Origin of the sequence: Erysipelothrix tonsillarum DSM 14972, assembly GCF_000373785.1 — a bacterium.
GTDB lineage: Bacteria > Bacillota_I > Bacilli_A > Erysipelotrichales > Erysipelotrichaceae > Erysipelothrix > Erysipelothrix tonsillarum.
Window position 1 is genome coordinate 61753 of sequence record NZ_KB892378.1, and the last position, 15738, is coordinate 77490.

General features: G+C 36.9%; 16 protein-coding genes, 2 tRNA genes, 1 riboswitch and 1 other annotated feature. Of the genes, 1 reads left to right on the forward strand and 17 read right to left on the reverse strand.

The features are described 5' to 3' along the window. Nucleotides 1-16 precede the first annotated feature (16 nt). The 17 genes from B096_RS09525 to B096_RS0103810 all read right to left on the reverse strand — a co-directional run bounded on the left by B096_RS09525 (nucleotide 17) and on the right by B096_RS0103810 (nucleotide 15153). Complete coding sequence (locus B096_RS09525; protein WP_018579446.1) at nucleotides 17-367, reverse strand: hypothetical protein; 351 nt, start codon at nucleotides 365-367, stop codon at nucleotides 17-19. Nucleotides 368-457: 90 nt separating this feature from the next. Then, nucleotides 458-613 (reverse strand): hypothetical protein, encoded by a 156-nt coding sequence (locus tag B096_RS09920; RefSeq protein WP_018579447.1) that lies wholly within the window; start codon nucleotides 611-613, stop codon nucleotides 458-460. Then, on the reverse strand, nucleotides 610-3303 hold the full coding sequence (gene mgtA / locus B096_RS0103740; protein ID WP_018579448.1) for a magnesium-translocating P-type ATPase: 2694 nt from the start codon (nucleotides 3301-3303) through the stop codon (nucleotides 610-612). The genes B096_RS09920 and mgtA overlap by 4 nt, the downstream gene beginning before the upstream one ends. Before the next feature lie 205 nt (nucleotides 3304-3508). After that, nucleotides 3509-3667: riboswitch (M-box (ykoK) riboswitch) on the reverse strand. A gap of 137 nt (nucleotides 3668-3804) precedes the next feature. Beyond that, a complete protein-coding gene (locus B096_RS0103745; protein WP_018579449.1) occupies nucleotides 3805-4575 on the reverse strand; it encodes an MBL fold metallo-hydrolase in 771 nt (256 codons plus the stop codon). A gap of 7 nt (nucleotides 4576-4582) precedes the next feature. Continuing rightward, nucleotides 4583-6166 carry a hypothetical protein gene (locus B096_RS0103750; protein ID WP_018579450.1) on the reverse strand — a complete coding sequence of 528 codons (1584 nt, stop codon included), beginning with the start codon at nucleotides 6164-6166 and terminating at the stop codon, nucleotides 4583-4585. Continuing rightward, the gene (locus B096_RS0103755; RefSeq protein WP_018579451.1) at nucleotides 6156-6854 is read right to left on the reverse strand and encodes an ABC transporter ATP-binding protein; all 699 of its coding nucleotides are present in this window, start codon (nucleotides 6852-6854) and stop codon (nucleotides 6156-6158) included. Before B096_RS0103755 ends, B096_RS0103750 begins: the two co-directional genes overlap by 11 nt. A gap of 72 nt (nucleotides 6855-6926) precedes the next feature. Further along, a complete protein-coding gene (locus B096_RS0103760) occupies nucleotides 6927-7391 on the reverse strand; it encodes a hypothetical protein (protein ID WP_018579452.1) in 465 nt (154 codons plus the stop codon). Next, entirely contained in the window at nucleotides 7391-8008 is a 618-nt protein-coding gene (locus B096_RS0103765; protein ID WP_018579453.1) for a cyclase family protein, read from the reverse strand. Before B096_RS0103765 ends, B096_RS0103760 begins: the two co-directional genes overlap by 1 nt. A 244-nt stretch (nucleotides 8009-8252) precedes the next feature. After that, nucleotides 8253-8777: a tryptophan transporter gene (locus tag B096_RS0103770; RefSeq protein WP_018579454.1), complete on the reverse strand. Its 525-nt coding sequence runs from the start codon at nucleotides 8775-8777 to the stop codon at nucleotides 8253-8255. 87 nt (nucleotides 8778-8864) lie between these two features. Then, nucleotides 8865-9099 (reverse strand) — a binding site (T-box leader). A 268-nt stretch (nucleotides 9100-9367) separates the two neighbouring features. Further along, nucleotides 9368-10894 carry a murein biosynthesis integral membrane protein MurJ gene (gene murJ / locus B096_RS0103775; protein WP_018579455.1) on the reverse strand — a complete coding sequence of 509 codons (1527 nt, stop codon included), beginning with the start codon at nucleotides 10892-10894 and terminating at the stop codon, nucleotides 9368-9370. 171 nt (nucleotides 10895-11065) lie between these two features. Further along, nucleotides 11066-11141 (reverse strand) — tRNA-Arg (locus tag B096_RS0103780). Nucleotides 11142-11150: 9 nt separating this feature from the next. Next, complete coding sequence (coaD, locus tag B096_RS0103785) at nucleotides 11151-11633, reverse strand: pantetheine-phosphate adenylyltransferase (protein WP_018579456.1); 483 nt, start codon at nucleotides 11631-11633, stop codon at nucleotides 11151-11153. 412 nt (nucleotides 11634-12045) lie between these two features. Beyond that, complete coding sequence (locus tag B096_RS0103790; RefSeq protein ID WP_018579457.1) at nucleotides 12046-12468, reverse strand: flavodoxin domain-containing protein; 423 nt, start codon at nucleotides 12466-12468, stop codon at nucleotides 12046-12048. 72 nt (nucleotides 12469-12540) lie between these two features. Then, on the reverse strand, nucleotides 12541-12846 hold the full coding sequence (locus tag B096_RS0103795; protein ID WP_018579458.1) for a PTS sugar transporter subunit IIB: 306 nt from the start codon (nucleotides 12844-12846) through the stop codon (nucleotides 12541-12543). Nucleotides 12847-12921: 75 nt separating this feature from the next. Beyond that, the gene (locus B096_RS0103800) at nucleotides 12922-14451 is read right to left on the reverse strand and encodes a helicase HerA-like domain-containing protein (protein ID WP_018579459.1); all 1530 of its coding nucleotides are present in this window, start codon (nucleotides 14449-14451) and stop codon (nucleotides 12922-12924) included. An 81-nt stretch (nucleotides 14452-14532) separates the two neighbouring features. Then, complete coding sequence (locus B096_RS0103805; RefSeq protein WP_013853133.1) at nucleotides 14533-14841, reverse strand: PTS lactose/cellobiose transporter subunit IIA; 309 nt, start codon at nucleotides 14839-14841, stop codon at nucleotides 14533-14535. Nucleotides 14842-15077: 236 nt separating this feature from the next. Beyond that, nucleotides 15078-15153 (reverse strand) — tRNA-Thr (locus B096_RS0103810). A 56-nt stretch (nucleotides 15154-15209) separates the two neighbouring features. Between B096_RS0103810 and B096_RS0103815 the strand changes: the two genes are divergently transcribed. Beyond that, a complete protein-coding gene (locus tag B096_RS0103815; RefSeq protein WP_018579460.1) occupies nucleotides 15210-15716 on the forward strand; it encodes an LURP-one-related/scramblase family protein in 507 nt (168 codons plus the stop codon). Nucleotides 15717-15738: the final 22 nt, after the last annotated feature.

Sequence of the window (15738 nt, forward strand, 5' to 3'; positions counted from 1 at the left end):
CCTGGATTCTCTGTTTTTATTGTCGACGTTCTGCAGCCTGAGTTAAAACACGATAACCTTGATAAAAGCCTCCAAATCCACCAATGAACAAGAAATTGATGACACCGAGAATATGAACATAATTATTAGTCATCGGCGATGCCAACCACGCCCCAAGATTATTGAATCCTACTCCAAGACAGACCGTCATAGCAAGTAGAGCCAAAATACGCTGTTGCTCACTATTATTTGTATACAAAGCATACGCGTTCACGAGAGTTAGTCCTAAATAGATGGCACCCAACTCACGTTGCCAACCAAAATCAAATCCCCATATTGAATTTTCAATCATATAACTTGGGAAAACAAGGTGTGAAAGCGCGGCCAAAAAAAAACACCGCTGTCATTACCATCAAATATCCTTTTCTTCTTTTCATTAATCTAACTCCCCTGCATTTTCTTCATTATAAAGAAGATATCACTCAGGTTCAAGTCCCATACCCAAAATAAAACAGAGCCATTGGCTCTGTTTTATATATTCTTCTTCATCGCTTTGCGCATTATGAAGTTGTTTAATTTTAAGATCAACTGCACAATAAGCAATACAATAAATAATCAACAAAATATAGGTCATAGTAATTCACCATAACGTCGAATAAAGAACTTCTTAGCAATGGTTGCAAGAACCATGTACGCTAGGATTGTAATTGCGAGCCAACCAAAGAAATTCAAAGGCAGACTTGCAAGACCGATTTGATGACCAAATGATGTGAATGGAATCGCTGTCAATGCAAAGATACCTGTAAAGGTAAGCAATGTGAGTGGCATTGATGCACGACTTTGAATAAATGGAATTTTTTCCGTACGAATCATATGAATTACAAGGGTTTGTGACCACATGGACTCGACGAACCAACCAGCTTGGAAAATCGCAATAAATAATGCTTTCATTGATGGATCTGTGATTTGACTGAATTGCATACCTGTAACTTGTGGACAGATTACATAAAACATTAAGAAGTATGTTGTGATATCAAAGACAGAACTTGTTGGTCCAATAATTAACATAAAATTACGAATTGAAGAAGCATCCCACTTACGTGGTTTTTTAATGTAAGATTCATCTACATTGTCCCATGGAATTGCAACACATGAAATATCGTAGATAAGATTCAACAACACTAAGTGTAGAGCTTCCATTGGTAAGAAGGGTAAAAATGCACTCGCTACTAATACTGAGAATACATTACCAAAGTTAGAACTTGCGGTCATTTTAATATACTTAATCATGTTCGCATACGTTTTACGACCTTCAATGATCCCTTTTTCCAAAACTTCTAAATCTTTTTCAAGTAAGATTACTTGAGCCGATTCTTTCGCAATATCAACGCCCGTATCGACCGAAATTCCAATATCGGACACTTTCATAGCAGGCGCATCATTAATACCATCCCCCATAAATCCTACAGTGTGACCATTTTCTCGCAACATACGCACAACACGGCTTTTTTGTGATGGTGAAAGTTTCGCAAAAATATTTACTTCTTCCACAACACCACCAAGCGCAGTATCATCCATTTGTTCAATTTCAGAGCCAAGAACAATACGGTCCGTATTGATATCAATCATGTCACAAACTGCACGTGTAACATGATCATTGTCACCCGTTAATACTTTTGTCGTTACGCCATAATTAGCGAGTTTTTCAATCGCTGCTTTAGCACTTTCTTTTGGTGGATCGAGGAATGCAAGATAACCCATGAGAACCATTTCGCGTTCATCTTTCTTCGAAAACTCGCCCACAGGTGCTGGATTCGTTTTTTGCGCAATTGCAAGAACACGCATCCCACGACGGTTTAAACCTTCAACCGTTCTTAAAATTTCTTCATTTCGTGCTTCCGTCAAAGGTACGACTTCACCTTGGTATTCTACAAAATCACAAACGGTAAGCATTTCTTCAACAGCACCTTTGGTAATCATTTGGCGTTTATTTTGATGATCTGAAACCACCACGCTCATACGACGGCGTGAGAAATCAAATGGCACTTCATCCACCTTAATATAGTCGTGTTCGAGGTTTTGTAATTCTGGATGCGTAACTGATAATTCTTTGGTACGTTCCACGATCGATTTATCCATTAAATTCTTTAACCCACTTTGATAGTGACTATTTAAAAATGCATGACGTAGAACACGTTGGTCTTCATTTCCCATAACATCCAAATGATATTCCAATACAACGCGGTCTTGAGTTAACGTTCCGGTTTTATCCGTACATAACACATCCATTGAACCGAGGTTTTGAATTGAATTCAAGCTCTTAACGATGGTCTTTTCTTTACTCATCGCTACAGCACCTTTCGCAAGTGTAGTAGTAACAATCATTGGCAGCATTTCTGGAGTTAGTCCAACGGCAACTGAAATTGAGAAAAGCAATGCTTCCCACCAATCTCCTTTTGTAAATCCATTAATGAATAAAACAATTGGAACCATAACTAACATGAAACGAATGAGCAACCAGCTTACATCACTAACACCCTTTTCAAATGTCGTTGGCTCTACTTTATCATTTAAACTTTTTGAGATGGAGCCAAATAGCGTACTCATCCCAACATTTACAACAATAGCTTTCGCAGATCCGCTAATTACATCACTACCCATAAAAGCAAGATTGGCTGTAGATGTAATATGTTCATCAACATCATCGAGCATCCCCGCAACCTTCTCAACATGTTCACTTTCACCGGTTAATGCAGCTTGGGATATAAATAAATCCTTCGATTCCAAAAGTCGGATATCAGCAGGAATCATATCACCAGCTGATAGAAAGATAACATCACCAACAACTATTTCATCAACAGGAATTTCATGAGGATCTTCACCACGACGCTTTACAAGCGACGTAACCTCAACCATTTCATTAAGTTTTTTAGCGGCATTACCCGATCGAGTTTCTTGAATAAATCTTAGAAATCCACTAATTAAAACCATTATGGTAATGATGATTACCGTAATGGGGTCACCTTCACCCGGTTCTGCCATCATAACATCAGTCCAAAATGATACTAATGCAAGTACCAATAAGATGAGTGTAAATGGATTAATAAAAGCATCAAAGAGTCGTTTGAATACGGTATCTTCTCTGCCTGTTTCAATAATATTTTCCCCATACAAACTCCGGTTCTTATCGACCCTCATCATTTGTAGGCCTTGAGGTGTACTGCTCATTGCTTTGGTGAGTGTTTCACCTTCCGTTTGCGCAGCATATTTCAATCGCTCTTGCGATGTCATTACTTCGTAATCAATTACTTTTTTATTTGTCATTATACTTTCCTCCTCTATTGCTAGAGAGGTTCGTAAGAATTCATATTTCTTTTAGCGGAGCTGGTTGAGCTGCGCCTCTTAGGTTTTTCAGTCTTACGACCTCTATATTTCAAACTGTGACTCTGACTCAAACTCAACCACTCCTTTCATAAATTCAAACAAAAAACCATGCCAAAGATGAACAATAACATGGTTAAAATTAATATTTTATGATGTTTCGTCCAAGCTTTAACTCAATAGGGCAATGAAATTGCGTTATACAATGCCTTCGTGACATTGTCTGTTCAGACCTGCTCATAATGTCTCCATTATTTTGCGGCAGCAATCCGTATCCCTAAAGTAGCCTCACCTACCGATTTATTTTGTTTTCAATTATTTCCTTAACAAACATAACACTCACCCTAAAACATGTCAACTTTAAATCACACTTTTAAATTATAATTTGTTCGATTATTATCCTCTCGTCCCTTTAAAACCCTTTGAAAATTAATTAAGTGATTTTTAAAAATAAACACTAAAACGGCCGTATTCATGAATGCCACGTGCATAATTTGTCGCCTTTAAATCCGCAACGATCCTATTTAATGTCTCTAAAAAAGAAGCATCAATCCCCAATTGGTGATGTGATCCGTATATTTTCGTGACACCTTTCAGCTCACTCATTTTTTCGAGCGAACAAACAAGATCAATTGGATTCGTAGATGGATAAAATGCGTAGATGGGTGCATCAAAATATATTAAATCACCCGTAAAAAGATAACCCGTACTTGTATCATGGATGCATATATGACCCGGGCTATGACCTGGCGTGTGGTGAATTCGCAGCATTCGACCATCTAAATCAATGCAATCTTGGTCATGCAACAGGCGTGTTGGTTTCCCTGTATAAACCGTATACGTATCGATATCAAAATCAGTCGGTAACGGTTGGGTTACATCACGAACCAAATCTTTGCGGACAGCATCAAGTGTTCTTCCCTCAATACCGTTGACTAACCACTTCGCATCAGCTTGATGAACATAAATGGATGAAAACTCATGGTGACCACCAATATGATCCGTATGAACATGCGTTGTAATGACAGTAATTGGAAGATCAGTCAACGACCTGACAACAGCGCGAATCGAAGCAATGCCAAGACCTGTATCAATTAAAATTGCTTTTGTGTCTCCAATCAGTAAAAAAGAGTGAACGTGCTCCCAATGTCCCGATTCACTAAGGGCGTAAGTTTTTTCATCAAGTGCTGTTATGGTAAACCAAGACGTTGACATCGCTATCCTACTTTCTAATTTTAAATGTTTTTTCAGAAAATAAACGAACGCAGATAACACCAATCACAAAATACACCGCTGTAATAATCGATAACCAAGCATTAAGGTTCGGTACATCACTGAGCTTGTTACCATTATAAGCAACCATAACGACAACAACTTTCATAAGGTTATAAAGAACACCTTTTTCTTGCATCGATTCATTATAAGGTTGAAGCGTATAGTACATTAATAAATTATGAACACTAAAGAAAATACTCAACAAGACCAAAGTTCCGATAAACATCCACATTTCACGATGAACCACGCTTATTAGGTTCCCATACACTAAAATAAACGCCCCAATAACAACCGGAATTAAGGGAATTAAGTTCAAGAACGATAATGATTTAAGACGTCCTACAAACTGCTTCCAAATGATTTCAGGTCGACGATAAAAGGCATAATTCAGCAGTTTAGAATCGCAATTTAAGTAATACGCACGTGTCATGGATTCACCGATATTAAGTAAATAAACAATAAAAATATAAGGCCCTACCGATCGAAAGATTTCAGTAGCAAGAACACTAGATACGTCGATAAAAAGATCTGGAACAAATAATTTCATAACCAACAAAACAACGACAGCTAGTGAAACCACACCCGAAACAATAAGGAAGCGGATTCGAAGCGGTTTAAACCATAGGCGCCGATGCCGTTCCAAAAAAAGGCGATTCAATAAGTTATAGCCAGTATTACATTCCACAACCTGATTGGATTCTTCAAGACGTATGTCATCATCAAGCCGCAAGGCTTCTTGAGTCGTTTTGAGATTCACCGATTCAAGCGTCTCTTCCGGATTTGCGTGGTGCAATGTATACAGACCATATGCCTCATGAAGCGTTTCACTTTTAAAAGGACTGATTACAATCATTCTAATTCCCCCAATAAAAAGAATTATCCCCAGAAAAATAAACAACGCTTGTGTTAATTGTTGTGTAGCATAGAGACCTAAGCCTAAAACAAGTAAGCATGATAGCAAGAGAACTTTATGTAACACCTTTATTTTAGTATGATAACGTCTAAAATGAATCAAATCCGCTCCTTCGGAAATCATGGTTATCCCAAATGCCATTAATACCATGATAACCGCAGTCACAACATTTACATCAAAGATGAAAATGGATAACAAAAGCGTCACTGAATAGAGAATCCGTTCAAGCATTGTTTGACGAAATTTATAGTCATAATATGACTTATAATCCAATTTAAATGAACGAATTAGTGTCCACTTTTCGGTCGTCGCATCCGAAGAAATCGGGGCGATACAACCACCTAACACAAGAAAAAATAGCCAGATAAACTCTATGGGAACAGTTGGAAACATTGAGCCTATGAGTCCGAAAATTATAAATATGTAAAGCAATTTCCCCAAGAAAGTACGTAAAAATCGAAATACAGAAACAACACGACCCAAATGTTTCTTCGTATCCGTTTTTTCATAAAGGTTAGCAGGAAGTATGCGCCGTAAAGGTTTTATTGCACGTAAATAATAAATTAATTGGTTTGTACGGTTTACCACCGCAATCTCATTCAATACTTTATGATTCATGATGGTCACTTAAGATATCAATAATATCTTGTTCAAACGATGGGTCTTGGAGACGTTTCGAATCCAAAAGTGAAGCTTCGCCATGGTGAAGAATAATAACTTCATCACAAATATCTTTAGCAATTTGCATCATATGTGTCGAGAGCACCATGATACAATCTTCTTTGAGAGCAACCAATTGACGCTTCATCTCAATCGACGCAACAACATCAAATGATGTCAGGGGTTCATCTAGAAATAACACTTTGGGTTTCAACATCATAATACAAAGCATTTGCAGTTTATTCTGCATCCCATGGGAATAATCTTTGATTAGCTTATAGCGATCTTCTTGATTAAATTGTATCGCATCAAAATAATGGTGGATGTCATGACGCTCAAAACCACGATTTTGATGAATATCCATAAAAAACGTTAAAAACTCAAATCCAGTCATGAATTCAGGTAACATTGGTTTCGTATAGACAAATCCCACGTCTTGGTGCATCAGTTCACGCCCATCATCAAAAAAGGCAGTGCCACTATCTGATGTAATTTCTTTACTAATACAGTTAAAAAAAGTTGTTTTCCCCGCACCATTTCGCCCTAAGAGTGCATATATTTTCCCTTTCTCAAGTGTAAGATTAATATCCTTCAAAACTACTTGATGATCAAAAGACTTCGATAGATTGCTAATTTCTAGTTTCATGCTTTGCTCCTCTGTGTCGTTATACCAATACAATATCACAATCAGATAAATCGAGCAAGAAAAAAGTGTACGCTATTGCGTACACTTAAAATTTTGTTGGGTTCGTGTAGAAATCAGTTCATCCAGCGATAATACCTCTTGACCTAAGGTCATAGATACTTTTTTGAGTTCGTCCCGACTCATCAGACTAAATAAATAACGGTGTGATATTAGAAAGGTTCCCGTTCTAACGTCTTGATCGGTACTCATCATTGCATAACGAAAATTTTCTTGATTCAAAACTTCTTTAAACATAACGATTTCTTTTTGAGGCACCTGTGTCAGAAACCACGCTTCTAAATCACTTTGTAATTCAGTGACTTGAAACGTATGCAGACGTTCTTCAGAAACCCCATTGGATATCATATCTCGATATGTCTCATGAATGAGTGCTCCATCAATAACATAGTCTTTCTCACACACTAATTGCTTATGAGATTGACAACCGGTCAACAGTAACAGAAAGACACTCAAAATAATTTTTATATTTCGATGCACTATTTCAACACGGCATAGGCGCGTACTGGACTAGCCTCGGCTTCAATTTTTAAAGGTACCGCCGATATAATAAAATCTTTATGATATCGTAATGAATCCAAATTATTTAAGTTTTCAAGAATCATAATATCTGCATCCATCAAAATATTGTGTACATAGTAAGGTTCTACATCTGGTGAAGGCATGTCCATGCCTACCATTTTGATTTGTTTTTCAACGAGAAACAGTGCTAATTCCTCAGTAAATACTGGATGCTCGTCAAAATAAGCTTGTTCTCCGCGCCGTTCATCAAAGCCTGTATAAAAAACCACGACATCTCCTCGATTTACAATCAATTCGTAATCAGGTTTATAACCAATTTCTTTTTGGTTGCGCACATCAATCATGACGCCACGTCCAATAAAACGATCAATTGGAAAATTACTAATATATCGCTCATCGCTCGATAGATGCATCGGCACTTCAACATGTGTTCCTGTATGTAATGATGAGGTTACTGTATAACCTGTATAGCCATCATCTTCAAAACACGCGTCTAAATCAAATTTTGTTTTGCTATCACCTGGGTATACCCCAGTTGCTTCATTAAATGTTTGTGTTAAATCGATTAGTTTCATATATTTTATCCCTCGACCTTATTATAACCAAAATTCAGGTGAATGCTAGTGTGAAATTATCGGAATTTCTACCCTCAAATATCATATTTTCACACTATTAAGACTTTTCAATCTCAAATTCAATCTTGATACACTTTTGTTCCACGGATAAACAACCCACTCACTATGGCCTTTTAGACTCACACATTAAAGCGGAGCCCAAATTATACATCTGAATGCAATCACCAAGTGAAACGAAACCATCTCAGAACTTATGTTGGAGATTTGTCGTATTTTTACGATTAATCCGATTATATATTTTTCTCACTAGCATGATTAAGAATGTATTCCCTACAATTGCCGGCAGCACAACCCCCACCATAAGGTAACTGATCGGTAGTTGAATTCCCCCGATGAAGCGTAAAACCATCAAAAACAGTGTCCCTGAAAGGAGTGTGCCAAGAATTGTCATTACTTGAAAGGCACGCGATTCATTTAGGTAGCGCTGACAGATTTTAAATCCATAAAAAACAATTGGTCCCGAAACGAGTTTATCAATGATATTCGCAAACTCCCCTCCAGGAAGCGATGTTGTTAGAGCGGTTAAAAATCCACAGACAACACTGACGACTAATACTTCTTTTATTGTTTCAAGATGAAACAAGGAAAAGAAAAACATAGCCAGCATAAAATCCGGTTTCATTAGACCGAGCGTACCAGGAACCATGATATGAAGAACTAATCCAAAGGTTAAGAATAATGTTGATATTGTTAAATTTTTAATTTTCATTTTAAGTTTCTCCTTTTTATAATTTATTAAAATCCAATCACTTCATACCACAGTCATCACCTCCTAGAAACAAAAAAGACCTCACCCATACAGGGCGAAGTCTTCGCGGTACCACCTGAAAATATACGTTTACACGTAACTCAAAAAGAATACAATCATATTCCTGTCCTGTTAACGGGGACATCCGTCGTAAACTACTTACCGAAGTGTTCATTCCGCCTTTTATGAGGCCATTCATCTTCGAAACAAAATCTGTTCACACCAACCACAGACTCTCTGAATTCGCTTCTTGAAGACTACTCGTCTCAATCTTTAAGTTTGTTATTAAAGAAATAATACCATGTATCATCCCAGTGTCAAGTAAATTTTGAATTATAATCAAATCTCTATAATAGGCTTTTCATTGCTTTATTGCTCGATAATTTGGGTAATATTTGTATGATTAATAGACAGAGCAAAACAACACCTTAAATATATTAATTTAAAATACATGTCAAATTTTCTATTGATACCATCCAATTGATCTTACACGTCTAAAAAAATAGATATTATCGCTAGTATAAAGCAAAAAAGTTCTCCAAAGAGAACTTTTAGTGTTTGATAATACTCATCATTTTTGTTTTAACACTTTCAACTGCATGGTCAAATTCATCAATTTTCATAAACTTAACAACAATAAAGTATACAAGTATTCCCAGCATTACAACCAGTACTAAACTGATCACTAGACTGAAATTAGGACTGATCATTGGATATGCGAAATAAACACATACCGCCATAATAGAACCTGCAACGATTAATTTGCCCACGGTTTTAAAAATATATTTATTATTAAAATCACCAATCATCTTATACAAGAAGTAGTAAATCAAGATAAAGTAAACCAGTTTGGAAACACTAGTCCCTAATGTAAGACCCGGCAGACCCATAAATTGAACAAAAATTAGACTTGCGACAATATTTGATGCAACGGAAATCGCACCGTAAACAACCGGTCTTCGAGTATCGCCCATCGAGTAGAAAACACGTAGTAGTATCATTGCATTCGCATTGACTACAAGACCCAAGCAGGACGCTACAAGAACGTTTGACGTTAAGGCTACAGCTTCAGGTGTAAATGCCCCACGGCCAAAGAAAAGTTGAACGAGAGGCTGTGATAAGACCATCATCCCCAAGGTTGCAGGAACAACAATCATATTAACCGCAACCAATGTATTAGAGATTGAATTCTTTAAGCCCTCATGATCATTGTTGGCAGCAAATTTTGCCATAGCTGGAAAGAGCACCGTAATAATGGAACTAACAAATAATCCAATTATCGAATCACTGATTTTATTTGAGTAGTTTACAATTGAAATACCGCCTTCAATAATACCGGATGCAATCGTTTTATCAAATATCGCATTCACTTGATCAATGGATGATCCGATAATAATAGGAACCGCCATCACAAGCATAACTTTTATGTGTTCGTCTCTGACTTTAACTTTAAATTGATGCTTATATCCCGATCGTTTCGCAACAAGAATGATAAATAAAGACTGACACACAATAGAAAGCGTAATTCCATAAGCAAGCAAGTAAACAGAACTTCCTTTGGATAGTATAATACTAATAACAATAACAATATTTAAAATAACAAAACTGATACCATGTGCCGCAAAACGTTCCTTAATTTGCAGGTAACCTTGTAACACGGCGAGAATCGCCTGGAAAAAAACTGCAAGCAACGTTATGCGCGTAAAGGAAACCGCTAACGCCATAGTTTCAGCATTAAACCCCGAAGCAAAAACACGGACCAGGGGCTCAGTAAAGATTTCAGCTAGGATAATTACACCCATAAAGACAATCAACAGTATATTAATAATATTGCTTGTAAATGCATCGGCCTTTGCTTCACCTTCTTTTTTATGAATCTTACTAAAGATGGGAATAAAAGATGTCGTGATCCCTGTCGCAATAAAACTAAACAAGGAGTTAGGAATTGCTGATGCAGTAATGTAGGCATCCGTAATAGCAGTTGCCCCATAATATTTCGCCAATAATAATTCACGGAATATACCGAAGAATTTATTAAATACCATAAGCAATATTAAAACTATTGCATTTTTTTTCATAAATATAATCCTCTCTTGAACTCATCGGATGAGTCTTTTGATTCACATTTGTATAAATTTATATTTGCAATAGACATTATATCATAAATTCATTTGAATACACCTATGCGCCATTGCAAACAATGATAACAATAAAAAAACTCTTGACCTTAATTCAAGAGTACAAATAATTGGTGCGACTTACAAGAATCGAACTTGTGACACAGCGCTTAGGAGGCACTTGCTCTATCCACTGAGCTAAAGCCGCATGGTGCATCTAAACCTGAATGTCATATTTTTGATAAAGTCGTTTAGCAACACTCTCAGGTACGAATCCTTTGAGATCACCACCATAATGCGCAATTTCACGCGCAACACTTGAAGATATATAGGAATACTTAGGTGAAGCTACTAAAAATAGCGTTTCAATTGATTCATTAAGAACCCGATTTGATGTTGCCAATTGCAACTCATTCTCATAGTCCATGACTGCGCGAATTCCTCGCACTAAAATTGAACAAGATTGATGACGGGCAAAGTCGATGGTAAGTCCTTCACCGATAACAATTTCCACATTATCAAGGTGAACCAAGCACTCACGTGCCATCTCTAAACGTTCTTCCATCGTGAACGTTCCTGATTTTTTTTCGTTAAGCATAATTGCAACAACAACATGATCAAACATCTTTGAACAGCGCTCAATTAAATCGATGTGGCCTGTTGTGATCGGATCAAAGGATCCAGGATACATTACTCTCATAGACTTACCTCACTTGTTAATATTATACCGTATTCCTTCATTTTAAAAAAGCCAAAAATTCGTCATTCGAGATTGTTTTCATCATAAATTCGTCAGTAAAGTGTTCTAAACCCCTTAAAAAAGGTGGAACAAGCCATTATTTCGGTCTGAATGAACCGATTTTAGTTCATTCACAACAAACAAAAAAAACACATCTGGGAGTGATGTGTTTTTTTAAAAGATCCATCGTCAGTATTATTGGAGGAATACTTAATTTATATAATTTTGAGGAAATAGATTATCTATGAGCGATGGTCTAAAGGACAAGTTTTTTTAGATAGTTGAACTATCTATGAACTTATTATACTGCTTAAATGTAAAATGTCAACTATTTTTACACAAATAATGTAAATTATACATTCTATGAAAGTTTTTACATTGTCAATAATATCTTCGTTTCCTCATATGCTTCTTTTAATTGCTCTTCCGTAGGTTCCCATTGATATGCGAATTTCCGCTCAACAATACCGCCAGCATCAATAATTTCGCGTTCCCAATTCTCAATCCACACACCTTCGCCCCAATCATAGGAACCAAACAGTACGACGCGTTTTCCTTCAAGCATTGGGAGTAAATCATCGAAAAATGGACGGAATTCATATTCTTCAACATTTTCGTCATTCATTGCAGGTGAACCTAAAAATAATATATCCGCATCAATCACCGCATTTGCTGTCACATTGCTTACAAACTCATTACTGCCTTCAATGCCTAAATCCTCCACTGCCTCAAAAATTGAATCGGCTATCATTTGTGTATTCCCTGATCCTGTATAGTAAACGATATTTATTTTCATCTGAACCTCCATCGTAATCTCTATTCATTATAAAATAAAAAATGTTAGTTTTCACTAACATTTTTATAAAATTTACGCGTCACCTAGAACTTTTTTAACTTCAGCGATAACGGCTTCACCATTCATGGTACCGTATGCACGCATATCGATAACTTCGATTGGTTTTTCAGGTAATTGTTTTTGAACAGTACTTAAATTAAATCGAACTTGTGGTCCTAATAAAACGATGTCTGCATCAGCGCCAACGCGTGCGGCTTCACTAACAGCGTGAGCTGAAATTTCTACATCATATCCTTGAGCAGCAGCTGCTTCTTGCATCTTTGTAACAAGGATACTTGTTGACATACCTGCTGAACACAATAAAATAATTTTTCTCATAATATCCTCCTTGATATGAAACTATTATAACAACAAACAGAAATAGTGTCCATAAGAAAGCGTTAACAATTGCTATCATTTCTTCCCAGTAAGGATCCCCATAATATTTCTTGTAATCGCTTTACCTAATTCATTCCCGATTGTGCTCATCGTACGGTTCATTCCCTTTTCAAGAGGTGTTTGACGATGACGTGTGCTTGTTTTCTTACGATTTTGTAGTTTTTCTTTTTCTTTTTCTAATTTCATCTTTTCTTTTTCAAAAGCAAGTCGCTCTTTTTCAAGTGCTTGCGTTGCTTCTTCCTTCGCTTGGTCCACTGCAGCTTGGGCCATTTTTTCCGCTAACGACTCATAAGCTGAAAAACGATCAATTGGTTCACGATATTTTTGATTGTATGGACTCCCTTGGATTAACATATTGCGCAACCCCAAATCAACCTCAGCCATAAGACTTTGTGGTGGAAGCACAAATGCACGCTCCGCAACTTGAGGTGTCCCTTTTTCATCCAATGTCGATATAATTGCTTCACCGGTTCCTAACTCAAGGATTGCTTTCTCCGTATCAAAGCTAGGATTTGTTCTAAAACTTTGCGCAGCAGCTTTTACTTGTTTTTGTTCCCCAGGAGTATAGGCACGTAAGGCATGTTGAATACGATTACCTAATTGACTTAACACACGATCCGGGATATCCGAGGGACTTTGCGATATAAAGTAAACGCCCACGCCTTTTGAACGAATCAACTTCACAACAAGTTCGATCCGATCTACCAATGCTTTGGGCACATCTTTAAATAATAAGTGTGCTTCATCAAAGAAGAAAACCATCTTTGGCTTATCAAGATCTCCAACCTCTGGTAATGTTTCGAATAGTTCTGAAAGCATCCATAAAAGGAAGGTCGCATACAGAGTGGGTTGATGGAATAATTCAACACTATGAAGAACATTGATGATTCCCTTACCATCGCCATCCGTTCGAATCCAATCTTGAATATCTAAAGCTGGTTCACCAAAGAAAATAGCTGCACCTTGTTCTTCTAAGAATACCACTTTGCGAATCACTGCCCCGATTGACTGTGTTGACATGAGCCCATATTGTGCAGCCAAGTCTTTATTATTTTGATAAACAAAATCAAGCATCGATTTTAAATCTTTAATATCTAACAATAACAAACCTTGAGCATCGGCGATTTTAAACACAAGTGACAGAACACTTGCTTGCGTTTCATTGAGATCCATAAGTTTTGCTAGCATTACCGGACCCATTTCCGAAATCGTGGTACGAACAGGAATGCCACCTTTACCGTAAATATCCCAAAAAGTAACTGGAAACCCTTTATATTCGAAATCAGTAACACCAAATTTTTCAACACGACTCGATACATTAGAGTTATCAACCCCTGCAGCAGCAAGACCTGAAACATCCCCTTTGATATCGGCTAAAAACGTTGGCACGCCCAAGTCACTTAATGCTTCCGTTAATACTTTCAAGGTAACCGTTTTCCCTGTCCCTGTAGCACCCGTAATGAGTCCATGACGATTTAACATTTGCGGTAAAATATACACCGGCTGTTCCCCTTGTGCAATCCAAATTTTATTATCTTTTAACATGACATTCTCCTCATTTTTATGTATTTGATTAACTAATTGCATTGTACCATGAGGCCCTAAATAAAAAAAGAGCCACAGCTCTTATTGAATTTTCTTATGAATGTCAATAAGCTCTGTAGCCATAATTTTTAATACTTCTGCGCTCATCATTTGGTCTTCTGCATGAATTAACAATAAGTTAACTTGAGTAGCACCGTTTTGAGCTTCTTGTTGGATTAATTGTGCATGAACGCGATGTCCTTCGACAAATTGTTCTTCACCTTCAGCCATAAGTTGTTCTGCTCTTTCAAAGTCGCCTTCTTTAGCGGCTTGAATCGCTTCCACAAAGCATGAACGAGCGGATCCATTAAACGAAATCATTTGAAAACTAAGTAATTCTAAACCTTCCATGATATTCTCCTTTATGTACATTGTCATTATATCAAATCTATTTTCAAATTGGTAGCCTAATTCTCTGAAATAAAATTTCATTCATTTCGCTTAAACAAAGGATATAAACCCCTTACAGTTAATCAATGAGATGAAATCTTATTTCTATATATTTCAGAAAGTTACAAATAGACCCTTGACATAGAATGTGATAAACTGTGTATATATAAAAAAAACACCTTCTGGTGTTAAGATTATGGTGCCGGCTAGAGGACTTGAACCCCCAACCTACTGATTACGATTCAGTTGCTCTACCAATTGAGCTAAGCCGGCGTGTTTAAATTGTACAACTCATTCACGAGCAAATCAAGACCTAAGGAGGATTTTTTATGAAATTATATATAAAACAACGCGTCTTTTCATTTCGAGACCGTTTTGATGTCAAGGATCAGCATGGTACTACTCAATTTCAGGTGCAAGGATCCCTTTTGAGTATTGGTCGTAAATTCACAATCTACGATGTTTCAAACCATCCCGTTGCAAGAGTCAAACAAAAGCCCTTTCGCTTTTTATCTAAATATATTCTTGAAACACCTGACCATCAAGCTGCACTCAATCAAAAATTCACTTTCTTTAAAATGAAGTTCACACTTCATAACCTCGACTGGCAATTGAATGGTAACATAACGGGTCATAATTACACCGTTGATTCACGTTCCCACGGCCGTATCATGACACTCTCAAAAAAATGGTTTAGTTGGGGTGATAGTTATGAATTGGATATTCATAATGATACGGATACGTTAATGTGTCTTTGCATTGCGATTGCGGTTGACGCAGAACTTGCGTCCTCACGAAACAATCAACAAAATAACGTGCAAAATAACAATCAATAAAAAAGAACGGTTCTTAACCGTT